A 21,604-nucleotide genomic window follows, 5' to 3' on the forward strand; every position below is an offset into this window, starting at 1 on the left:
AATACACCAAAAACAAAAATCGCCTCGTTTCGAACTGATCGTGAAAGCGCCTACAATATTACTAAGCTCCTAAGCGAGTTAGTCCAATTAAGGGAGGATCATTTATGAACCATACAAAGCGCCGAATCGATTATCGGCAAGGTAGCAAGTTGATTGTTCTTCCGCTTACAGCAGCGCTGGCGTTGACGGCAGCAGGCTGCAGTTCGACAGGCACCACTTCGAGCAGTCCGGACACCAAAGGCACAGAAGCGAATAGCACGGTGAGCACCTCACCGAATGCAGCGGCTACGACAGCCGCAGGCGCGCCCGTCACGATCGATTTCTGGTTTCCGTGGGGCGGAGATTATCAGAAGGATTTCAAGGCGAACGTGGTTGACGTATTTGAGAAAAAGTATCCGAATATCAAAGTGAAAATGACATTCGTAGAGACGACCGGGCAAACCCAAGCGTCGGATAAACTGTTGACCGCTATCGCAGGCGGCAATCCGCCTGACGTCGCCCTGTTCGACCGGTTCCTTATCGGCTCCTGGGCGGCCAAGGGATCTTTGACCGATTTATCCTCGTACGTGAAGAGCAGCGGTATTTCTCCGGATGATTATTATAAAGGGCTTTGGGCCGAGAGCGTTTATAAGGATAAAGTATATGCCTTGCCGTGGGGGACGGATACTCGCGGAATGTTTTACAATAAAACGCTGATGAAGGAAGCCGGGCTGGATCCGAATAAACCGCCGCAAACGATCGCCGAGCTGGATCAAATGGCGGAGAAAATTTTCAAGAAAAGCGGCAACGGCAAGTACTCGCAAATCGGTTTCATTCCCTGGATGAATCAAGGCTTTCTATTCACCCATGCCTGGAACTTCGGCGGGAAGTGGGAGGATGCGGCTCACAATCTGACGCCGAACGACCCGCAAAATGTGAAGGCGCTTGCCTGGATGGCTGACTATGCGAAGAAATATGACATCGGCAACCTCACAAGCTTCTCGGATGCCATGGGTCAAACCGGGATGAATCCGTTCTGGACAGGGAAAGTCGGTTTTGAATTCGACGGGAACTGGATATTGAATGATTTGGCCAAATATAAGCTGAACTTCGATTGGGGCGTTGCGCCCATGCCGGCTGCCGATGGTAATAAACCGGCGACATGGGCCGGCGGATGGTCGTATGTCATCCCGAAAGGTTCCAAGCACGAGAAGGAAGCGTGGGAATTCGTCAAATTCGTTGCGCACAAAGAGGGCACGCTGCTGTATGCGAAGCGCCCTAAAGCGGGGAACGACATTACGGCCATGCCGAGCGTCAACGAGGAGCTGAAGCTGTCGGATAACCCGAACTTGAAGGTTTTCCTTGATCTGATGCCGACCGCATATACGCGCCCTGTATCGCCTGCCGGAGCTTTCTTGTGGAACGAAGCGCTGCGCGTTCAGGACTTGGCCATTCATGGCAAAGGGGACGCCAAGACGCTGCTCGATGAAGTGAAGAAGAATGTGGATGCGGAATTAGCGAAAATGGGCAATTAATCAGATGTGAAGAAGGGGCAGGGCGTTCAGCACGACCCTGCCTCTTTGGATTGGAAAAGGAGGGAATCGATTGAAAACTGCCGAGACCGAAGCTTCCGTGAACAACCTGTCGGCTTCAGCGCAAGTAAAAGCCAAGAAAACTCGCTTTGAGCGAAAGATCGCCTTGTTCGGATTTGTTTTTGCACTTCCCTGGATCATAGGCTTGCTGCTCTTTCACGCTTATCCGCTCATCATGTCCGCTTATTACAGCCTGACAACCTACAGCATTCTGGAACCGGGGGAATTCGTCGGATTCGATAATTACACAAATCTTTTCAAGGACAGGGTATTCTGGATCAGTATTTATAATACCTTGTACTATACGGTTATTTTCGTACCGCTGAGCATCGCTTTCGGCGTGCTGTTAGCCCTTCTGTTGAACTTGAAAATTCGCGGTCAGGGCATCTACCGTACGCTGTTCTTCATTCCGAGCCTCGTGCCGCCGGTCGCTACGACGATCATCTGGCTGTGGCTGCTGAACCCGCAGTTCGGGCTGGTCAACTTCTGGCTTGACAAAATCGGCATTTCCGGGCCGCCTTGGATCGGCAGCGAACTATGGTCAAAGCCGTCATTAATTCTGATGAGTCTATGGGGGACGGGCCAGGCGGTCGTCATTTATTTGGCCGGGCTGCAGGACATTCCGCAAGATTACTACGATGCGGCAAGTGTCGACGGGGCCAATGCCTGGCAGCGGACGAAGACGATTACACTGCCGCTCCTGACACCCGTCATCTTCTTCAACTTGATTATGGGGACGATCGGTGCTCTGCAAAACTTCGTTCTGCCGTTTACGCTGACGAACGGGCAAGGTACGCCTGCGAATTCGATGATGTTCTATGTGATGTACTTGTACACGAACGGCTTCGGCTACTTGAAGATGGGGTATGCTTCCGCCATGGCATGGATTCTGTTTCTGATTGTGGTCGTATTAACGGCGCTTATCTTTGTTTCCCAGAAGCGCTGGGTCCATTATCAAGGAAAAGAATAGGGAGGGATTGTCATGGGGAGCACAAAGCTTGGGCATGTACAAAAAATTTTCGCGCATCTGTTATTACTTGTCGTCGGCGCCTTTTTCCTGTCACCGTTCCTGTGGATGGTTTCGACTTCGCTCAAAGCGAACAGCGAGCTGTTCCTCTGGCCGCCGGTCTGGATTCCGAGCGTGCTGGAGTGGAGCAACTACCCGGCGGCGTTAGACTATATTCCGTTCTATAAATATTTATCGAACACCTTGGTTATTGCTGGCCTATCGACCGTGGCGGTGCTGTTCTCCTGTCCGCTGGTCGCGTATAGCTTGGCTAGAATTCCATGGAAGGGGGCGAAGCCGCTTTTTGCCGTAACGCTCATCGTCATGATGCTGCCTTATCAGGTGACGATGATTCCGATCTTCATCGCGTTCAAAAATTTCGGCTGGGTCGGTACGAATATTCCGCTCTGGCTGCCCGCCTTCTTCGGCGCACCGTTCTTCATCTTCCTCCTCCGGCAGTTCTTCATGGGCTTGCCCAAGGAGCTGGAAGATGCGGCGCGCATTGACGGCGCATCCGAGCTTCGCATTTATTGGCAAATTATGCTCCCGCTATGCCGTCCCGCCTTGCTGACGATCGCGCTCTTCCAGTTCATGAACAGTTGGACGGATTATCAGGGACCGCTCATTTATTTATCCGACGAGAGCCAGTACACCTTGATGCTCGGCATGCAGGCGTTCAAATCGCAGCACAGCGCCGAGTGGCAGATGATGATGGCGACGCTGGTGATGATTACGCTGCCGATTATTTTGCTCTATTTCTTCGTGCAGCGCGCATTTATTCGAGGCATTACGTTCTCGGGAATCAAATAGGAGGTCGACTTCCATGGGTGAAATTCGAATAGGCATGATTGGAACAGGCGGCATTGCGCACGTCCACGGTCGCCAATTGCTGGAGCTGGAAGAAGCGGACATCGTCGCTATCTGCGATACGAGCGATCCGAACCGGGAGAAGTTCGCCGGCAAGTTCGGGCTGGACGATGTGGAGCACTATACCGACTATCAGGCGATGCTGGCGGAATCGGAGCTGGATGCCGTTGTCATCTGTTCCCCGCATACCCTGCATTTCCAGCAGGCGACCGATGCGCTGAACAAAGGGCTGCACGTCTTGATCGAGAAGCCGATGACCTGTTCTTCGGCGGAAGCCGAGCAGCTCATCAGGACAGCGAAGCAGGCGGGGAAAGTGATGCAGGTCTCGTATCAGCGCCATTTCCAACCGGAATTTCTGTATATCCGCGATGCCATCGCAAGCGGCCAGATCGGCAAGCTGACGTCCATTACGGCTTCGCTCTATCAAGAGTGGAAGCAATTCACAACCGGCCTGTGGCGGCAAGTACCGGCGTTATCAGGGGGCGGGATGCTGATGGATTCCGGCAGCCACATTATCGACGTCCTGCTCTGGACGACAGGTCTTACCCCGGCGGAGGTGAAGCCGAACCTGCATCTGCAGGGGGCACCGGTGGAAATCGATTCCTTCACCTCGATCCGTTTCGAGGAAGGCGCCGTTGCCGGCCTGAACATTGTCGGCTTCGCGCCATGCTGGCATGAAACCTATGTGTTCTGCGGAGAAGATGGCGGGATATTCTATGACAACGGCAAAATTACCGTGCGTCGGCTCCGTCAAGAGCCCGTCGTTCCTGAGCTCCCGGCGCAGCAAACGAACCAGGATAAAAGCTTTATCGATGCGATTCTGGGACGCCATGAAGTGATGGTTCCGGGGGATTTCGCCTTGAAGGTCGTCAAGTTTACAGAGATGGTGTATCAGGCTGCCGGATATAAACCGTATTAGGCCGATCAAAGAGGAGATGAAGCTATGAAGCTGAAAATAGGCATGCGCATACCGCCCAGAATCGGTGCCGAAGGAATGGAGCAAACCGCTGTATGGGCAGCAGCGGCAGGGCTTGACGTGCTTGACGTTCCGTATGTGAATCCGGAGGTCATAAGCGTTTGCGAGCGCGCGGGCATTGGCATCGGTTCCGTAGATGCCGTGCAAATGGGCGCCCTGCTCAGCAGAGACGACGGCCGCCGGGAAGCAGCCGCCGAAGCAGTCCGGGAGCAGATGACGGAGATGGCGGCGCTTGGCGCGAAGGTCATGTTCATGTGCTTGGTCCCGGAGGATCACACGGTTCCGCGGAGTGAGAGCTTCGCGATCTGGAAGGACACCTTCCCTGCGATTGTCAGCCATGCGGAGCAGCAGGGCGTCTATATCGCCATCGAGGGGTGGCCGGGGCCTGCGCCTTATTATCCGACCATCGGCTGCACGCCGGAGATGTGGCGCAAGATGTTCGAAGCGATCCCCTCCAAGCATTTCGGATTGAACTATGATCCGTCCCATCTCGTGCGGCTCGGGATCGATTACATCCGGGCCTTGCATGAATTCGGCGAAAGAGTGAACCATTGCCACGGCAAAGATACGGAATTGCTGCCGGATGAGCAGTACGAATGCGGCGTTCTCCCGGCAACCTTCGGAGCGCGATACGGATTCTCCGAAGGCTCCTGGCGGTATACGATTCCCGGACATGGCGCGGTTGAATGGAGCAAGGTGGCCGTCAGACTGGACCGGCTCGGTTATCAAGGCGCGATCTCCATTGAGTTGGAGGATCACCGGTACTGGGGTTCGCTGGAGAAAGAACGTGAAGGGATTGTGAAGGCGGCGGCACATTTGAGCGCCTATTTTAAATAATTGGACCCATCCAGAAGCCTGTCCGAAGCCTTCGTGCTTGCCGGAACAGGCTTTTATTTTTGGCGGAGACAGCAACCTGCCGGCAGATTTTACGTCTTATTGGTAAAAGCAATGATAAGGGAGCTGAATAACTGGAATGAAGAAATTTATACTTGGTATGGTTTGCGGTATGGCGCTGACGGCAACGACGGCCGTTTATGCGGCGGATACGATTCAAACGTATTTATTTCCGGTGAAGTTCGAATTCAATGGAGAGAGCAAGCCGCTTGACGAGAAGGAATATGTGGTTCTGAACCACAACGGCCATGCTTATGTACCTCTGCGTTATGCAGCCGAAAGTATGGGGAAGCTCGCCAGATACAATGAGGAGACGCGAACCATTTCGATTGATGATACAAATTTAAGCCAAAAGCTGATTCTGGACAGCAAATTCCTCACGGCGGCATCCCAAGGGAAGCTTAGCGGGATTGAATTCGGCATCGGAGCAAGCCGGCAGGAGGTGCTGTCGAAGTGGGGCGAGCCGCATAAGACGGGAAGCTGGCAGACGGCCTACTCACAATGGTTTGACTATTATTACTTCTTCAGCAATCCGAATGAACGCGTCGGTGCGATCCGCGTCGCTGGACATTCGATCCCTTATTCGGCCGCCGAAGTGAAGAAGGCGCTGGGCACACCGGATGCGGAAGGAATAGACGAAGTAGCGGGAACGGGTTATTACGTCCATTACACGGCAGGTGAGTATGAATTATTTTTCTTGGCAGGCTCGCAGGACAGCGCAGTGAATTATATGACGTTCAAAAAGAAATAAAAGCAGGTTCATATACCCATAATGTGGAAGATATGATACGATAAAAAGAATTGCGCCTATCGAATTTTGGGCAGCCGCAGCGGCTGCGAAAGCGAAGCAGCTACGAATTATCAGGAACTGAATTTGGAGGGAATTCAAGTGCATTCACGTTTTACAAGCCATGCTTCTAAACGTCAAGTCCATGCGGGCAGTGCCCATGTTCAAATGAAAGCGCCGAACCCTGTGTACAGCTCCGTCATGCAACTGCAGCGTACGATCGGCAATCGGGCCGTTCAGCAGTTGGTTGCGGGCTCCTCTGTGATTCAAATGCTGGCTTGGCCATCCAAGAAGCCTCAGCAATCCAAAATCAGTCAGACACTTGCTGATCATTGGGGTGAGTTGGACACTTCGGATGTGAAGGAATTTTATGCGTGGTGTACGACTACGGACCAGTTCGAACATATTCCGACGGCATTAAGCCATTCGGAATGGAAGACGTTGAAGGCAAGCTGCACAGGAGCCAAGTTCGATGAACACGGCTTTGCCAGCGATACAAGCAAGGGGAATATACGCAGTATTTTCCAATTTGCAACGGCGAAGAAAGCGGCTCCTTACAAGCGATATGATGAAGGCACCTATATGCAAACGAACGATCAGCTAGCCTCCGACATAGCCGCAATTCAGACTGAAGGCACGTTCAACCTGGATCGCATTATCGCGTTGGATAAATCGCTTGCTTTCGATTTGGTAGAAGCCGACAAGGAGCGGCATGCGGCGAAGTGGGAGAAAGAGAACAACGCGGATCTTGCCAAAGAGAAGTCGATGGAACTGAATCAGAAAATAAAAGCGGCCAAGGAGAAAATGCAAACCACCCTTGCACTGCTGGCCAGCGCCCACATGACGAAGCTTACCGAGGAGAAGGAAGCGGCGAAGAAGAAAGCGAAGGTCGACGGCGCGATTCTCGCTGCGGAGAATGCCTATGCGATTACGAGCAGCAGCGCCTTGACAAGAGCGATTTGGAACAGCACGAAGGCGAATGCCGGATTAACCGGATATTTGGAACTCAGCGGTTCCTATACGGCAGGGGATTTACAAACTGCACACGACGAATGGCGGGATTTCGGTTATGCGTACGATCAGTATGCGGGCAAGGTCGACTTTCTGGATAACATCCACAGTCCCGGCAATGGAACGGCGCAGGATAAATTGACGCACAGCAACTATGAGAGCCGCTCATGCCGCTACCAGGTCGATTTCATTTCCAATTGGGGAGGCAATCGTACCGTTATGCACGTTGGCCTGCAAGGAACAGAGAAGAAGTAACTCCTTGATCGAGTCAGGACTTGTTAGATCGTGCAGTTCCGCCTATAATGATGGAAATGACTTCGTATGCGCAACTGGCGTAAACGTGGAGTACCACGAGGGAGCGCATATCTATACGGCCGTACGCCTGGGCAGAGGTAGGGATTCTAAATCCCTGCCTCTTTATGTTTAGAAAGGGCTGATGAGATGAATACGGTGATACTAGACGGAAGCAAAGTTGCAGAGAGCATTAAAGAGGAGCTGGCAGTACGTATTAATAGTCTGTCGCAGCGTGGGATCGTGCCTTGTTTGGCCACGGTACTCGTAGGGAACGACCCGTCTTCGGCTACGTATGTGAAGATGAAAGGTCATGCTTGCAGGAAGCTGGGCATGCGCTCCATCCGGGTGGACTTGCCGGAGAGCACCTCGACGGACGAATTAATCGCCCATATCAACAAGCTCAATGAGGATCCGAGTGTACACGGCATATTGCTTCAGCATCCTGTTCCAGCACATATCGATGAGCGTGCGGCATTCGACGCGATTCGAATCGACAAAGACGTAGACGGCGTAACAACATTAGGATATGCGCAAAATGCGTTCGGCGTCGCCAGGTTCCCGTCATGTACGCCGGCGGCTATTGTTGAGATCCTGGACTATTACCGTATCGACATCGAAGGGAGACATGCCGTGGTGATTGGGCGCAGTCCCATTCTCGGGAAGCCTGTCTCGGCTATGCTATTGAATCGCAATGCGACCGTAACGACCTGCCATTCGCGAACATCCGATTTGGCGAGCATCGTCCGCTTGGGCGATATTGTCGTCGCGGCGGTAGGCAAGCCGAACTTTGTGCAAGGCGATTGGCTCAAACAAGGCGCCATTGTGCTGGATGCCGGCTATAATGAGGGGAATGTGGGCGACGTGGACTATGAGCAATGCCTGCCGGTCGCTTCGGCGATTACGCCGGTCCCTGCCGGGGTAGGGCCAGTGACCATCGCGATGCTGCTGAAGCACACGGTAGATGCTGCGAACACGGCCGGGGGTTAAGCTCGCCGCATGCAGGTCCGGCCGGAGGCGAAGCTTGCTTGGCTTCCGGTCTATTGGTGCTTGCATTTCATGAGCTTAGGAGATATTATGGATATATAATGTCCATAAGGAAGTTTACATCGAGGTGAAGACATGCAATTTTCCAAGAGCACAGGATACGCCTTGCATGCCCTAATCCACTTAGCCCGCTCAGAGCGCGGTCATCATGTAGGGATTAAGGAGCTTTCGTCGCTGCTCGGCGTTTCCGATACGTATTTATCCAAGATCATGTCTAAACTGCGTCAGGACGGTATCGTACGAGCGATGACCGGAGCGAGCGGCGGCTATGAGCTGGCGAGGCCGGCGGAGCAGATTACCTTTCTTGATGTGATTCAAGTCGTTGAAGGCCGGCAGCACATGTTCGAATGCTTTCAGATGAATGAGCAGCAGCATCAGTTGTTCTATGAATCGGAGGCGGCGGTCGAGAATGAGCACCATGGGGCAAACACGAATGATCCGTTCAGCAAAGAGTGCTTGGTGAAGAAAATCATGATCGGCGCGGAGCAGCAAATGTACCAATATTTGCGGGAGCATACGATTCAAGGCGTGCTAGATGCGTCATCTTTTGGATAAAGGGCAGAAGGCTGTTAACAAGAGGTGCTGCACTTCTTGTACTTATATTATGGATATCGAAGATCCGGGAGGGTGATTATAGTGGGACAACAGATGGATGTAGGCATTATTGGCGGCGGACCTGCAGGGCTCAATGCGGCGCTTGTACTGGGCAGAGCAAGAAAGAGTGTCATCGTGATTGACGAAGGGGTGCCTCGCAACCGGGTGACACGTGAGACGCACGGCTTTCTGACACGGGATGGCATAGCTCCGGCGGAGTTTCGGCGAATCGCCAGAGAGCAGATTCAGGCTTACCCTTCCGTACAATTCGCGGAGGAGAAGGCGGTTGCGGTTGCCGGCGAGGATGGACATTTTCAAATTACAACTTCCGCTGGCAGCGTCTTTCATTGCAAAAAGCTGCTGTTTGCAGTCGGCATGAAGGATCTTCCGCTGGAAATCAACGGTTTGCAGGAGGTATATGGCCGAAGCGCTTTTGTATGCCCTTATTGCGATGGCTGGGAGCTGAGAGATCAGCCGCTCGTACTGATTGCCAAAGGACCGCGTGTGCTCCATGCCGCCAAAATGCTGGCGGGGTGGACCTCGGAGTACGTGATATGTACAGACGGCCCGGCCGAATTGACGGATGAACAGCGTGAAGAGCTAAGAGCCCATCATGTATCCGTGTTCGAATCTCCGATTCGAAAGATAGCTTCGAGGGAGGGAATGGTGGATCATATCCTACTAGAAGATGGAATGAGTCTTCCTTGTACGGGAATATTTTTTGCTCCGAAGCTTGTTCCTGGTTCCGATTTGCCTAAGAGCATGGGCTGTCAAGTGACGGAGACCGGCATGGTCGTCGCGGATGCATTCGGTAAAACGAGCGTACCGGGCATATTCAGCGCCGGGGATATCGCTACCGAAATGTATCAAGCTATTGCCGCCGCATCGATGGGGGCTCTGGCCGGCGTCGGCATCAATAACGAGCTGCTCATTGAAGCTTGGGATCGAGGTAAGTAGAGGGTAGGACAGGACAGTCTTGGCCGAAGGGGTCAAGGCTGTTTTTTTGATTTTCAGGGAGCGCGCGTGCTCTAACGGACAAGGGGAGGCTGTAAATCTGCGGGAGACCACCAAATGTATGCGAAAATTCTACATAATCAGCGGCACACACCAAGAATCAGTCGATTGTATTCGAAATTTCATATACAAAACGTGATTTGAGCCCTAATTCTGTACATGTATTCGAAAAATCACATACATTCTCTGCATGTGTCCGTTCCCATTAAAACTGTCGACAGTTAATTGACAGCCTCAAGGGAGCCGTTATGCAGCCCCGAATGCGCCCCTTGCTGCTCTAACGGACTGGATTCCCGTTATCCGTTATTAACTGGAATTCAACGATGAATCAATCGCAAAGAAGGGAGGAATAAGATCCTGACAGTCCGTTACAATTTTCATCTAATTGCATAGAGGCTTCTGCAGCTGAGCTGGAATAACGGAGGAGCATCGTTAGGATGCTCCTTATTGATTTGAAAGGCGATAGCCGGCAGGGGTCATGCCTGTCTTATCCTTGAACAGCCGATAAAATCTTTTGAGATCGGACATCCCGACAGCTGCGGCAATCTCGGCGATCGACAAGCCGCGGTGAGCCGGATCGGCCAGCAGTTGGCAGCTGCGGTTCATCCGCTCGTGGACCAGCAAGTCCGAGAACGTGCCGCCTGTGCTTGCATGTATCAATCGCTGCAGCTGCCTGGCTCCGATGCCGGCTTCGGCGGCTAAGCTCGTTAGCGTTATTTTGTCATGCAGCCGGCCGCGTATACTCTTCAGAACGGTGTCCATCCGATTGTAGCCCTTGCAGGATTCGATGTCCGCTGCTGCTTCCAGAGATCGCTCTATGCTGATGAACAACTGCAGCAGCAGCCCGCACATCATCGTTTCGAAGCCGGTCCTTTGCTGCTGAAACTCCCGGTAGAGAGATTCGAACAGCTGCGCGAATTCGCTTGAGCGCTCCCGCATGTGCACCCAATGTCCCGAATTCGCCGTTAACTCCCGGAAGCGGTACATGTGAAACCGTTCGGGCAGAACGGCGGTTAGAAAATGGTAAAGCTCTTCGTCAAAAATACAATTGCAGATGACGAGCGGCTTATGGGGATCGGCGGAGGCCGGCCGGAATATGTGCGAGATGCCGATCGGCAGGAAAAACAGATCGCCTTTGGCCACGCGAAGCGTCCGGTCGCCGATGTAATGAAACCCGCTGCCTTCCCAAACATAGCAAATTTCATAAAAATCATGCACATGCTCAGGCAGTTCAAACCGTTCATGAACTTTATTGACGAAGATGGAGAAGCCGTCTCTGAAAAATTGTTCGCCTTTCTCGACAAGCAGTTGGGGTCTTGGCATAAGAACTCCTTTGAGTATGATATCCGATTGTGTTTCCTTGCTGAATAATGTCATCATATACCGATATAATGTCGTAATCAACCCATAACCTGAATGGTCGCTTTTCGATAAGATGAGAGGAGATCAGCAAGATCAGGAGGAATCGAATCGATGACAAGAACAGAGTGGCAGGCCAAATGGATATGGGGAGAAGGGGAGCCAAGTCCGCGCAACGAGTGGAGATGCTTCCGCAAAACGTTTGATCTCTCGCCGGCACAAGCTAATAATGAAGGGACTACGCTAAGCATCACGGCTGACTCGCGCTATGTGCTGTATGTCAATGGAACACGAGTTGGAAGAGGACCGGTCAGATCATGGCCTAACGAACAAGCTTACGATACATATGAAATCGGTCATTTGCTGCGGCCCGGCAAAGCCAATACGGTTGCCGTATTGGTGATGCATTATGGAGTATCCACCTTTTATTATTTACGCGGCCGCGGCGGATTGCTCCTCGAATTGAACGATTCCCAAGGAGCTGTCCTTGCTGCGACAGATGCTTCGTGGCTCACTGCGCTGCATAAGGGACATCACCCCCGGGCGCCAAGGGCTTCATGCCAACACGGGTTCGCCGAATATGTCGATGCCGCGGCTTGGGATTCCGCATGGATAACGGGCGGCGGGAACCCGCATGATTGGACGGCGTCCCGGGAGCTTGGCCCCGCAGGCATGGAGCCATGGACGACGCTGAAGCCTCGTGATATTCCGTTACTGACGGAAGAGATCATCACACCCGTGCGTGTGGAATCGCTCGCCAAGGTGAAGTCGTTCCAGGTCACGACAGCGATCGATGTCCGCAACGGATGGATGGATGGAAGCGAAGAACACGCCAACCGGATCCGCTTTCTTGGATTTGCCGTGACTTCGCTGCATGCGAGCCGGGCGGGACGGGCTACGATCGGCTTTCTACAAGTCCATGAATGCTTGAATGGGCTCATGTTAAATGGGACCAAGCTGGATAGCAGCCAGATGTACGGCAGCGCACCTGAACGGTATGCCGATGTTCAGCTGCAAGAGGGACATAATCTGCTCGTAATCGATGTCTCCTCGAACATCCATACCGGGAAGCTGCAGATCGGTGTAGATGGCGAGGCGGATCAGATCCTTTCTTTCCAGTCGCCTGCAGGCTGCAGCGTTCAGGCGGAATCCGGATGGCTGCGAATCGGTCCGTTCGATGCGGTTGTGCAGCTCGACCATCAAGCCGTGCGCCCGCTGGACAACCGGCATGCCGACTATTTGGCCTGTCAAGAGCGTCTGAAGTCAACGGATGACCTGGCATTGTTTCATCACTGGATGAAGCCCGTCGAGATTCAGTACGTATCTGAAGTTGACGTCTTCGCGCTAAGCGTATGGAGGAAGGAAGAGATTCGTTACGCGGTGCCCGAACAGCTCCAGCATGCGGCCATCCCTCACGCAGAAGCTGCTCGGATTCCGGTGTTTGAGGGCTACGACACGGAAGTGCTGTTCGATTTGGGCAAAGAGTACTCCGGGTATTTGACATTTGAAGTTGATGCGGATGAAGGGACCGTGCTCGATTGGTACGGCTTCGAATATATGGCTGGGGACTACCGCCAGGACATGTTCGGTCTTGACCATACGCTTCGGTACGTCTGCCGGGATGGCCGCCAGCGGTATGAATCGCCCATCCGCAAAGGGTTCCGCTATGTCGCATTAACGGTGCGCGGCGCCGCTAACCCGGTTAAGCTTCATAACGTCAATCTGATTCAGAGCAATTATCCGGTCGCGGAGGTCGGTCAGTTCTCATGCTCGGATGCACTCCTGAACGATATATGGGACATATCCCGGCATACGACGAAGCTGTGTATGGAAGATACGTTCGTCGATTGTCCCGCCTATGAGCAAGTTTTCTGGGTAGGTGACAGCCGCAACGAGGCGCTGGTGAGCAATTATGTGTACGGGGTTCAGGATATTGTGAAACGCTGCTTGCGACTTGTTCCCGGCTCCAAGCACCAAACGCCGCTCTTCGCGGATCAGGTGCCGAGCGGATGGAGCAGTGTGATTCCGAATTGGACGTTCTTCTGGGCGATCGCTTGCGCTGAATATTACGAGCGGACCGGAGATCAGGCTTTTGCCGCAGAGATGTATGCCCATATTAAGTTCACGCTAGAGCATTATATCGCGAAGATGGATGATCGCGGGCTGTTTCATATCAAAGGCTGGAATTTGCTGGACTGGTCGCCGATCGATCAGCCCAACGACGGCGTTGTGACTCACCAGAACATGTTTCTCGTGCACACTCTCAAAGTCGCGGCAGGTATGGGTGAGCTTGCTGGCGATCGCGAGGGGGCAGCTACCTTGGCTTCCGCGGCGGAACGGCTTCATCGGGCCATCAACGAACATCTCTGGGACGATGATAAGCGAGCTTATATCGATTGCATTCATGCGGATGGAAGACGATCCGGGGTACTAAGCATGCAGACGCAGGTCGTGGCCGCATTGACCGGTGTTGCGCAGCAGGAACGGCAAGCGGTCATTAACGGCTATTTGGTCGATCCGCCGCAGCATTTTGTGCAAATCGGCTCGCCATTCATGTCATTCTTCTATTACGAAGTGCTTGCGCAAATCGGCGAAGTCGGCCTTATGCTTGCGGATATCCGCCATAATTACGGCACGATGATTCGGCATGGGGCGACGACTTGTTGGGAGCAGTATCCCAACTTCCTGGAGAACCGCGCCAACCCTGAGATGCTGACACGCAGCCACTGTCATGCCTGGTCGGCTGCTCCCGCTTACTTCTTGGGCAAGGAAGTGCTGGGGGTACGGGGGCTCACGCCTGGGTGGACGGAAGTAGAGATTGCACCCGTCCCTTGCGGCCTGACTTGGGCGAAGGGCAGCGTGCCTCATCCGGCGGGCGGAAGAATCGATGTGACGTGGCAAGTGAATGAATCCGAGCAGACGATGGAATTGACATTGACTTATCCGGATAACGTGACGGTGCGACCGCGCATTCCTTCGGGGTACAAAGGGGTAATTCGGGAGACGAAGCTGGCTGTGCTGGAGTAAAAGAGAGGAAAATGAAAGGCTGTCCATCGTAGAATGGACAGCCTTTGCTTACTCGACAAACGTTCGATTAAACTTATGCAGCAGCGCGCCGAACTGCTGTTGGTCCTCTAAGGACCAATTCTTCAGAAAGTCGGCAACCCGTTCGAATCTCGCCTGCTTGTTCAAGGCTAATTCTTTGGTTCCGGTTTCCGTAATCTGCAGGGAGTAAGCCCGGCCATCCTGCGGATCGGGAATCCGGTAAACCAATCCTTTCTGTTCCAGGGCGGCCGTTTGCCGGGATATGGTGGAGATATCCAGATGGAATTCCTCCGCCAAGGCTTTGACACCGGCCGAGCCGTGCGAGGAGATTTGGTGGAGCAGCAGATAGGCGGAACGGTCCAGACTCCCGATTCGCCCATTGGCGGTGACAGCTAGAAAGCGGCGCATTAATATCGATAATTCTAACTCGATGGTTTCGGCAGGATGGTTGGTCATAGCGTACCTCGTCTTCATTCGAAATAATAAAATTTCATTGTATAATCGTATCATAAACGATTCGTTTTGAATATGTGCGCCAATCTGTTGAAATGGAATTGACATGCTCTTATATAGTTGTATAATACAATTATATATAGTTGTATTATACATCTAGATACATCATCAAGCCTATTCAACTGGAGGGGAACATCATTAAAGCCCATGACATTATGGTTCGTCAGGTTTATAAAGTGAAAGAAGACGATCCTGTTCGCAGCGTAATAGAGAAATTCATCAATTACCGGATCAGCGGATTGCCGGTGGTGAACGAACGAAATGAAGTCGTCGCTTATTTGAGTGACGGCGATATTATGCGCTACATCGGCAAGCACGAGGATCACGTATTCGGCTCTTATTTTTACACGGCAGTCATACGTGGAGATAACGAGGAATTTGATGAACGAGTTCGTAGTTTGCTGTCCTTGAATGTGCTGCAAATCGCCCGGAAGAAAGTCATTGCCGTGAACGCTGAAGAGGAAATCGAGCAAATAGCCGCTATTCTGGGCAAGAAGCGAATTAAAAAGCTGCCTGTCATCCGCAATGGTGTTCTTGTCGGTATCATTTCTAGAGGAGATGTCATCCGGCATGCCTTCCAGTCGATCTTGTGAGCGGCTGTCGTATATAGACAAAGAAGCCCCCGGCTATGTGATAGCCGGGGGCTTCTTGTATGATTAGTAAGCGAGCGCGAACAGCCCGTGAATGTGAGAGAGATAGCGAACGTTGCTCGCTTCTTTCATAAGGGATGCCGGCAAGCCTTTCAATTTGGTGTTATTGCCGCCGATGGTTCCGATACCGTCTTTGCGTCCAAGACTGCCAAGCGTTCCGGAGAATACAGGCGTGAATTTATCCATTACGCCGCCTTTGATTTGAACGGAAAGGTTGAAGCCAACCGTTTCGCCCATTTGCCAAGCCAGCTGAGCTGTTGGAGGGTAAGGTCTTTCGCTGCCTTCCGGGAATACAACCGCGCAATCGCCTGCAAGGAACACATCCGGATGCGAAGTGGATTGCAGTGTCGATGTGACGGTAGCGCGGCCGCGATCTTCGGCGATTCCGCAGCTTCCGACAACCGGATTGCCTTTCACGCCGCCAGTCCAAATGATTGTGTTGGACTCGATGGTTTGTCCGTTTTTCAAGGAAACCGTGTTTTTAGTTGCTTCTGTAATCGCTACGCCGGTCAGGAAGGTGACACCGCGTTTCTCAAGGCTTTCTACCGCGCGTTCGATTAGAACAGGAGGGAAGACGGGCAGAATGGAAGGGCCGGCTTCTACGCAGTAGATGGAAATATCCGCGAAGTCGATGCCTTTGCTGCGGCAAACTTCAGGCAGTTTGTCGGCGAATTCGCCAACAAGCTCAACGCCTGTCAAGCCGCCGCCGCCAACGACGATCGTTGCGTCCGCTTTGTTGCCGGATGCTTTGTAAGCGTCAAGACGAGCTTCAACGTGCTCGCGAATGCGGTTGGCATCTGCCGCCGATTTCAGCACGAAGCTGTTCTCTTCAAGTCCTGGAATGCCGAAATAGTTCGTTTCACTGCCTAGCGCAACAACCAGCGCATCGTATGTAAAAGCGCCGTTTGCTGTAACGACTTGCTTATCGTTAGGTTTGATTTCTTTCACCGTATCGACTACAATATTCACTTGCTTGTCGCCAAGCAGCTTTTGCAGCGGAAGCGCAACGGCTTGTTCTTTGATCGTACCGCCGGCAAGACGGTGCAGTTCCGTAATAATTTGATGTGTCGGGAAACGGTTGATGATTGTAATATTAGCTTCTGCTGCCGATAAGTGCTGGCGTGCTGTCAATGCAGTCAATAGACCGCCATAGCCGCCGCCAAGAATTAGTATTTGTTTAGCCATCGATATCATCCCTTGTTCGTATTAATTTTTGCGTTCGGAGAGTACGTTCAAGAATGCTTGAGCAAAACGAAGTGTTTTCTGTACTTCAGGATCTTTCAACATTTTCAGAATACCGAAGAGGCCGATCGTTGTGCCTGCTTCAGCCTGGGAGCGTTCGCCGGCTTCGATAGCTGCGGATGCGATATCTTTCGCCTTCTCTTGAACAGGTTTTACGAATTCGCCGATCCCTTGTGCAAAATCGTTGATCAGCACTTTGTCCGTTGCAACGCTTTGTGCGAAATCGTAAGCCTTAGTCAGCACAGTCACCATTTCTGCCAGCTTAGGCAGGTTGTCGACGAGGACGGTGAGAGACTGCTGCACCTCAGGTTTTAGCAATTGGTCGAGTACGTCTAGCGATTTTGGTTCCGCAGCAGCCGTTGCTGCTACTTCTTGAACAGCAGATGTCTGTGACATAAAGAAAATCCTCCTTTGCGTTGAAAAAAAATCGGGTACTGTCTCAATGTGTGTGGGACGAAAAAGGCTTGTTTCCCCGAATGGTTGTAACATTTTTCACATAAGAAAATGTCATCAACGACGACACAATTGGATATAAACCGTATTTAGTTATTTTACACCCAATGTCAGCAAAATTATAATTGAAAATATTTCAAATTCGTGAACATTGATAGCAGCAGAGAGGGAAAATATAACTTCAGTGGATGTAAAGGCAGCAGTTGACAGGACACTGAATGGTGTCGTATGATCGTATCAGACACCAAACGGTGTCATTTTGACCGAGTTTAAAGAGGAGAGGGTGTTGTGAACGAATATAAGGGGATGCACGATGTGTATGATGCGGTTGCCGATCCAACCCGCCGCAAGCTTCTTCAACTGCTGGCGAATGCCGAGGAACTGCCGCTGCACGAATTGCTGGTTCATTTTGAGATGGGCCGTACAGCCGTTTCCAAACATTTGGCCATTCTCAAAGAAGCTCATCTAGTCATCGACCGGAAAGTAGGCCGGGAAACCAGGTATCGATTGAATGCAGGGCCGCTTCAGGAAATTCAAGATTGGGTTTCATTTTACGAGAAATTCTGGAAAACCAATATGCTGCGCTTGGACCAATTATTAAAGGAGGAATGAACGATGAAAGTAGTGACGCAACAATTTGAATACACAGCTTCGATGGAGAAGGTGTGGAATGCATTGACGAACCCTGCAATGCTGGCGAAGTGGATCATGGACAATGACTTTAAACCGGTCGTGGGACATAAATTTCAATTTCGTACGGAACCTACGGGCTGGTGGAACGGTATTATCGATTGTGAAGTGCTGGAGGTGAACGAACCGCATCGCCTAAGCTATACCTGGGTCAGCGGTGGAGAGAATACGACGGTGACGTGGACGCTGAATGACAGCGGCAACGGTACCGTTGTGCTGCATTTGGAGCAGTCGGGCTTCCAGAGCGAACAGGCTTTCGGCGGAGCGGCACACGGTTGGGTTCGAATGGGCAAAGAGCTTGGCAGCCTGCTTGCGGTCTAATCTGGACCAGCTGACAACCGAATAAAACGGACGATAACGCCAGTATCAGCGAGGAATCGCTTGTATTGGCGTTTTTGCGTTTGTTTTTTATGGCGGAAGCATCGATAAGGTTGCGGTTTTTTGGAAATTATGAGATAAAGTTGATAATCAGTCTGACATGGAGGGAAACCGATTGGAAGTATTCATTATTATACTCATGCTGCTTATCTTGCTCGGTGTTTCGAACGTCGTACACCGCTTCGTTCCTTTCATCCCTGTTCCACTCATTCAGATCGCGCTAGGCGCCGGACTGGTCTTGGTTCCGCTTGGCATTCATCTGCATCTGGAGCCGGAATTATTCTTCATTCTGTTCATCGCCCCCCTGCTATATAACGATGGGAAGCACACGCCGCGCGATGAATTATGGCGCTTAAGGGCGCCGATTCTGCTGTTGGCGGTAGGGCTTGTGTTCATAACCGTATGCGTCGTCGGCTACAGCATTCATTGGATGATCCCGACGATTCCGCTGGCCGCCGCATTCGGTCTGGCCGCCATCCTGTCTCCGACGGACGCCGTTGCCGTCAGCTCCTTGGCCGGCCGCATTCACCTGCCGCGCAGCTTGAAGCGGCTGCTGGAGGGAGAGGCCTTGATGAACGATGCCTCGGGTCTGGTTGCCTTCAAATTCGCCATCGCCGCGGCTGTGACCGGCGTATTCTCATTGCCGAAGGCAAGCTTCAGCTTCCTGGTGATCTCGATCGGCGGTTTGATCGTCGGTGCCGTCGTCGCCTTCCTTATCACCGGTCTGCGGCAGCTGCTGCGCCGGGCGGGTCTGGAAGATGAGACGATGCATATGCTGCTGCAAATCTTGACGCCGTTCCTGCTCTATCTCGTTGCGGAGGAATTGGGTGTTTCCGGCATCTTGGCTGCGGTTGCCGGGGGGCTGCTGCATGCGATCGAGAACGAACGGCTGGCGTTTACAATGCCTAATCTTAAGAACGTGTCCAACCCAACCTGGTCCGTCATTTTATTCGTGTTGAACGGGCTTGTCTTTATCCTGCTGGGGCTGCAGATTCCGGAAGTTTCCCGGAAGATTCTCAAGGATCCGGCCTTCGACAATTTCGAGGTGATTGGCTATGCCGTTCTGATCTATGTGATGCTTCTCGTGCTTCGGTTCCTGTGGACTTATGTATTCTCCAGAGGAGGCCGCTGGTTCGGCAATCAGAGCAACGAAGTGCCGAGTCTGCGGACGATGACGCTCACGACCATTTCCGGCGTGCGCGGGGCGGTGACCCTTGCGGGTGCCTTCTCCATCCCGCTGCTGCTGCAGAACGGCGAACCATTCCCGCAGAGAGATCTCATTATTTTCCTTGCGGCCTCGGTCATCTTGTTCTCGCTGCTTACAGCCAGCTTGGTATTGCCGCTCCTTGCCAAGAAGAAGAATACGGCGGACGATGCGGAGCGGGAGCGTCAAGAACGCGAGTGGCAAATTCAGGTCATGAAGGCTGCCATTCGTACACTTAAGGAATCCGGCTCGGACAAAAATGAGCTTGCCTTGAACTCGGTCATTGGCGATTACAAGCTTATGATACAGCAGCTAGGCCAGAAGGACGGCCGGATGAAACGGCTTTCGCTGTCACAGCAGCGGGAAGCCGGGATGCGGCTGATGGCGCTGAGCATCGAGCGCAAATATGTGAATGATTCCGTCGACAGCGGCAAAGTAAGCCGTGAGCAAGCGAATTACTATTTGAACATGCTGGAACAAATCGAGCTTATCTTATCCAATAAGCTGGATCTGGGCAAAGTCATCGTGAAGAACGTCTGGCGCCGGTTGAGAATGGTGTTTACCTCGGTCAGCCAGCCGGCTACCGTACTGGGCATCAGCGATGCGGACATGAACGCGCTCCGCTCGCTGAAGATGCAATGCGGCCAAGCTGTCGTCGATGAATTCTCGAAGCGCTGCGCGATCCAGACCGACGAAGCGACGGAAGGCGTGCTTGATTATTACAAGCAGATGCTCGACAGGTTGAACAGATTTACGCTGGGCTCGCGGCGCAAGGACCGCTCATTCAACGATTGCCGGAGAGAGCTGCACTGGATTGCGATTCAGGCAGAGCGCGATGCCGTGCAGTCATTCTTCGAACAGGGAAATATCACCCGGGAGATGGCGACTCTGCTACGGAGAATCATCCGTAACCGGGAAGCTTCCTTATATGAACTGGAAGAAATAGGATAAAAGGCGGGAAGCCCGCAGATGGAAGTTCGCTTATGAACCTTACATCTGTGGGTTTTTCTGGATTTGTGCTAAAATAAACCCATTGGGAGAAGGAGGAGACCGATGTCAGATCACGATGAACTGAATGAAAGACGGCGCAAGAAATTAAAATTGATTCAATTTAATAAAGATGACCACACCTTGGTTGAATCGGAGAAGCCGGAGGTTACGTTCGCCGATGTCGGCGGCTTGGAGGAAGTCAAGAAGAAGATTCGTCTGAATTTCATCCTTCCGCTGCAGCAGCCCGAAGTGTTCAAGGCCTATGGCAAGGAAGCCGGCGGGAGCTTGCTCCTGTTCGGACCGCCAGGCTGCGGAAAAACGTTCCTGGCGCGAGCGGTAGCCGGCGAAATCGACGCCAATTTCATGCATATTGAGCTCCAGGCGATTCTGTCCATGTATGTTGGCCAAAGCGAACATAATTTGCACGATATTTTCCAGAAGGCTCGTGAGAACAAGCCCTGTGTCATTTTCATCGATGAATTGGATGCGATGGGCGGAAGCCGCCATCAGATGAGGCAGCATCACGACCGGATGCTTGTCAATCAGCTGCTGCTGGAGCTCGACGGTCTGCAGTCCAACAACGACAATGTCTTCGTCATCGGGGCTACGAACACGCCGTGGTACCTGGACTCCGCTTTAAGACGTCCGGGCCGTTTTAATCATCTCGTCTTCGTGCCGCCGCCGGAGGAGACCGAGCGTCAGACCATCCTGCAGCTGAAGCTGGCAGGGAAACCGGCTGAAGCGCTCAATCTGGCCAAGCTTGCAGGGGATACCCGCTTATTTTCCGGCGCTGACTTGGAACAGGTTGTGAAGGATGCCATCGATTGTGCGATGGAGCGAACGTTCGAAACCGGCGACATTCAGCCGATCCGGCAAGAGGATTTAAGAGCCGCTGCGAAAAGCCGAAAAGCTACGACGTTGGAATGGTTCGCAACCGCCAAAAATTATGCCACCTTCAGCGACGTGAACCGGGATTATCAAATCGTGCTGGATTACGCTAAGAAACACGGCATCAAGTAGCG

The 21,604-nt window shown here is 52.4% G+C and carries 20 protein-coding genes and 1 riboswitch; of the genes, 16 read left to right on the plus strand and 4 right to left on the minus strand.

Annotated elements, in window-relative coordinates; all coding sequences use genetic code 11:
• The first annotated feature begins 104 nt into the window (after window positions 1–104).
• The 10 genes from J2X61_RS07860 (at window position 105) to J2X61_RS07905 (ending at window position 10,001) form a co-directional block, all read left to right on the plus strand.
• Window positions 105–1,514 carry an ABC transporter substrate-binding protein gene (locus J2X61_RS07860; protein WP_310187078.1) on the plus strand — a complete coding sequence of 470 codons (1,410 nt, stop codon included), beginning with the start codon at window positions 105–107 and terminating at the stop codon, window positions 1,512–1,514.
• A gap of 70 nt (window positions 1,515–1,584) precedes the next feature.
• Window positions 1,585–2,541 carry a carbohydrate ABC transporter permease gene (locus J2X61_RS07865; protein WP_310187080.1) on the plus strand — a complete coding sequence of 319 codons (957 nt, stop codon included), beginning with the start codon at window positions 1,585–1,587 and terminating at the stop codon, window positions 2,539–2,541.
• A 12-nt stretch (window positions 2,542–2,553) separates the two neighbouring features.
• Window positions 2,554–3,387, plus strand: a complete 834-nt coding sequence (locus J2X61_RS07870; protein WP_310187083.1) for a carbohydrate ABC transporter permease — start codon at window positions 2,554–2,556, stop codon at window positions 3,385–3,387.
• Window positions 3,388–3,400: 13 nt separating this feature from the next.
• Window positions 3,401–4,363: a Gfo/Idh/MocA family protein gene (locus tag J2X61_RS07875; protein ID WP_310187086.1), complete on the plus strand. Its 963-nt coding sequence runs from the start codon at window positions 3,401–3,403 to the stop codon at window positions 4,361–4,363.
• A gap of 24 nt (window positions 4,364–4,387) precedes the next feature.
• Window positions 4,388–5,257 carry a sugar phosphate isomerase/epimerase family protein gene (locus tag J2X61_RS07880; RefSeq protein ID WP_274468723.1) on the plus strand — a complete coding sequence of 290 codons (870 nt, stop codon included), beginning with the start codon at window positions 4,388–4,390 and terminating at the stop codon, window positions 5,255–5,257.
• Window positions 5,258–5,393: 136 nt separating this feature from the next.
• Complete coding sequence (locus J2X61_RS07885) at window positions 5,394–6,065, plus strand: DUF4309 domain-containing protein (protein WP_274468724.1); 672 nt, start codon at window positions 5,394–5,396, stop codon at window positions 6,063–6,065.
• A gap of 138 nt (window positions 6,066–6,203) precedes the next feature.
• Window positions 6,204–7,367 (plus strand): hypothetical protein, encoded by a 1,164-nt coding sequence (locus J2X61_RS07890; RefSeq protein ID WP_310187090.1) that lies wholly within the window; start codon window positions 6,204–6,206, stop codon window positions 7,365–7,367.
• A 60-nt stretch (window positions 7,368–7,427) separates the two neighbouring features.
• A riboswitch (ZMP/ZTP riboswitch) is annotated at window positions 7,428–7,507 on the plus strand.
• Between the two features lie 46 nt (window positions 7,508–7,553).
• The gene (locus J2X61_RS07895) at window positions 7,554–8,393 is read left to right on the plus strand and encodes a bifunctional 5,10-methylenetetrahydrofolate dehydrogenase/5,10-methenyltetrahydrofolate cyclohydrolase (protein ID WP_274468726.1); all 840 of its coding nucleotides are present in this window, start codon (window positions 7,554–7,556) and stop codon (window positions 8,391–8,393) included.
• Window positions 8,394–8,525: 132 nt separating this feature from the next.
• Window positions 8,526–9,005 (plus strand): RrF2 family transcriptional regulator, encoded by a 480-nt coding sequence (locus tag J2X61_RS07900; protein ID WP_274468727.1) that lies wholly within the window; start codon window positions 8,526–8,528, stop codon window positions 9,003–9,005.
• Window positions 9,006–9,098: 93 nt separating this feature from the next.
• The gene (locus J2X61_RS07905) at window positions 9,099–10,001 is read left to right on the plus strand and encodes an NAD(P)/FAD-dependent oxidoreductase (RefSeq protein ID WP_379239792.1); all 903 of its coding nucleotides are present in this window, start codon (window positions 9,099–9,101) and stop codon (window positions 9,999–10,001) included.
• Window positions 10,002–10,502: 501 nt separating this feature from the next.
• On the opposite strand, the gene J2X61_RS07910 is transcribed toward J2X61_RS07905, so the two are convergent.
• Window positions 10,503–11,381, minus strand: coding sequence for a helix-turn-helix domain-containing protein (locus tag J2X61_RS07910; RefSeq protein WP_310187097.1), 879 nt, complete (start codon window positions 11,379–11,381; stop codon window positions 10,503–10,505).
• A 150-nt stretch (window positions 11,382–11,531) separates the two neighbouring features.
• Here J2X61_RS07910 and J2X61_RS07915 point away from each other — a divergent pair, with 150 nt between their 5' ends.
• Window positions 11,532–14,444, plus strand: coding sequence for a family 78 glycoside hydrolase catalytic domain (locus J2X61_RS07915; protein ID WP_310187100.1), 2,913 nt, complete (start codon window positions 11,532–11,534; stop codon window positions 14,442–14,444).
• A gap of 48 nt (window positions 14,445–14,492) precedes the next feature.
• On the opposite strand, the gene J2X61_RS07920 is transcribed toward J2X61_RS07915, so the two are convergent.
• Window positions 14,493–14,918 carry a MarR family winged helix-turn-helix transcriptional regulator gene (locus tag J2X61_RS07920; protein ID WP_274468733.1) on the minus strand — a complete coding sequence of 142 codons (426 nt, stop codon included), beginning with the start codon at window positions 14,916–14,918 and terminating at the stop codon, window positions 14,493–14,495.
• Between the two features lie 194 nt (window positions 14,919–15,112).
• Between J2X61_RS07920 and J2X61_RS07925 the strand changes: the two genes are divergently transcribed.
• On the plus strand, window positions 15,113–15,568 hold the full coding sequence (locus tag J2X61_RS07925) for a CBS domain-containing protein (RefSeq protein WP_379239794.1): 456 nt from the start codon (window positions 15,113–15,115) through the stop codon (window positions 15,566–15,568).
• 63 nt (window positions 15,569–15,631) lie between these two features.
• Here J2X61_RS07925 and J2X61_RS07930 read toward each other — a convergent pair whose 3' ends face one another.
• Together J2X61_RS07930 and J2X61_RS07935 are read right to left on the minus strand one after the other, a co-directional pair.
• Window positions 15,632–16,810: an NAD(P)/FAD-dependent oxidoreductase gene (locus J2X61_RS07930; protein WP_310187102.1), complete on the minus strand. Its 1,179-nt coding sequence runs from the start codon at window positions 16,808–16,810 to the stop codon at window positions 15,632–15,634.
• Between the two features lie 21 nt (window positions 16,811–16,831).
• Window positions 16,832–17,263, minus strand: coding sequence for a helical membrane plugin domain-containing protein (locus J2X61_RS07935; RefSeq protein ID WP_274468738.1), 432 nt, complete (start codon window positions 17,261–17,263; stop codon window positions 16,832–16,834).
• Window positions 17,264–17,626: 363 nt separating this feature from the next.
• Here J2X61_RS07935 and J2X61_RS07940 point away from each other — a divergent pair, with 363 nt between their 5' ends.
• The 4 genes from J2X61_RS07940 to J2X61_RS07955 all read left to right on the plus strand — a co-directional run bounded on the left by J2X61_RS07940 (window position 17,627) and on the right by J2X61_RS07955 (window position 21,602).
• On the plus strand, window positions 17,627–17,932 hold the full coding sequence (locus tag J2X61_RS07940) for an ArsR/SmtB family transcription factor (RefSeq protein ID WP_274469323.1): 306 nt from the start codon (window positions 17,627–17,629) through the stop codon (window positions 17,930–17,932).
• 3 nt (window positions 17,933–17,935) lie between these two features.
• Window positions 17,936–18,331, plus strand: a complete 396-nt coding sequence (locus J2X61_RS07945) for an SRPBCC family protein (protein WP_274468739.1) — start codon at window positions 17,936–17,938, stop codon at window positions 18,329–18,331.
• 172 nt (window positions 18,332–18,503) lie between these two features.
• Window positions 18,504–20,543: a Na+/H+ antiporter gene (locus J2X61_RS07950; protein ID WP_274468741.1), complete on the plus strand. Its 2,040-nt coding sequence runs from the start codon at window positions 18,504–18,506 to the stop codon at window positions 20,541–20,543.
• A gap of 102 nt (window positions 20,544–20,645) precedes the next feature.
• Window positions 20,646–21,602 carry an ATP-binding protein gene (locus J2X61_RS07955; RefSeq protein WP_310187106.1) on the plus strand — a complete coding sequence of 319 codons (957 nt, stop codon included), beginning with the start codon at window positions 20,646–20,648 and terminating at the stop codon, window positions 21,600–21,602.
• The last annotated feature ends 2 nt before the right edge of the window (window positions 21,603–21,604 follow it).

This window comes from Bacillus sp. 3255, assembly GCF_031456485.1.
Taxonomy (GTDB): Bacteria; Bacillota; Bacilli; order Paenibacillales; family NBRC-103111; genus Paenibacillus_E.

Excerpts from the sequence above, each read along its gene's own strand:
- J2X61_RS07860 (WP_310187078.1), top strand. The coding sequence starts at position 105 with ATGAACCATACAAAGCGCCGAATCGATTATCGGCAAGGTAGCAAGTTG.
- J2X61_RS07870 (WP_310187083.1), top strand. The coding sequence starts at position 2,554 with ATGGGGAGCACAAAGCTTGGGCATGTACAAAAAATTTTCGCGCATCTG.
- J2X61_RS07875 (WP_310187086.1), top strand. The coding sequence starts at position 3,401 with ATGGGTGAAATTCGAATAGGCATGATTGGAACAGGCGGCATTGCGCAC.
- J2X61_RS07880 (WP_274468723.1), top strand. The coding sequence starts at position 4,388 with ATGAAGCTGAAAATAGGCATGCGCATACCGCCCAGAATCGGTGCCGAA.
- J2X61_RS07885 (WP_274468724.1), top strand. The coding sequence starts at position 5,394 with ATGAAGAAATTTATACTTGGTATGGTTTGCGGTATGGCGCTGACGGCA.
- J2X61_RS07895 (WP_274468726.1), top strand. The coding sequence starts at position 7,554 with ATGAATACGGTGATACTAGACGGAAGCAAAGTTGCAGAGAGCATTAAA.
- J2X61_RS07900 (WP_274468727.1), top strand. The coding sequence starts at position 8,526 with ATGCAATTTTCCAAGAGCACAGGATACGCCTTGCATGCCCTAATCCAC.
- J2X61_RS07905 (WP_379239792.1), top strand. The coding sequence starts at position 9,099 with ATGGATGTAGGCATTATTGGCGGCGGACCTGCAGGGCTCAATGCGGCG.
- J2X61_RS07910 (WP_310187097.1), bottom strand. The coding sequence starts at position 11,381 with ATGCCAAGACCCCAACTGCTTGTCGAGAAAGGCGAACAATTTTTCAGA.
- J2X61_RS07915 (WP_310187100.1), top strand. The coding sequence starts at position 11,532 with ATGACAAGAACAGAGTGGCAGGCCAAATGGATATGGGGAGAAGGGGAG.
- J2X61_RS07920 (WP_274468733.1), bottom strand. The coding sequence starts at position 14,918 with ATGACCAACCATCCTGCCGAAACCATCGAGTTAGAATTATCGATATTA.
- J2X61_RS07930 (WP_310187102.1), bottom strand. The coding sequence starts at position 16,810 with ATGGCTAAACAAATACTAATTCTTGGCGGCGGCTATGGCGGTCTATTG.
- J2X61_RS07935 (WP_274468738.1), bottom strand. The coding sequence starts at position 17,263 with ATGTCACAGACATCTGCTGTTCAAGAAGTAGCAGCAACGGCTGCTGCG.
- J2X61_RS07940 (WP_274469323.1), top strand. The coding sequence starts at position 17,627 with ATGCACGATGTGTATGATGCGGTTGCCGATCCAACCCGCCGCAAGCTT.
- J2X61_RS07945 (WP_274468739.1), top strand. The coding sequence starts at position 17,936 with ATGAAAGTAGTGACGCAACAATTTGAATACACAGCTTCGATGGAGAAG.
- J2X61_RS07955 (WP_310187106.1), top strand. The coding sequence starts at position 20,646 with ATGTCAGATCACGATGAACTGAATGAAAGACGGCGCAAGAAATTAAAA.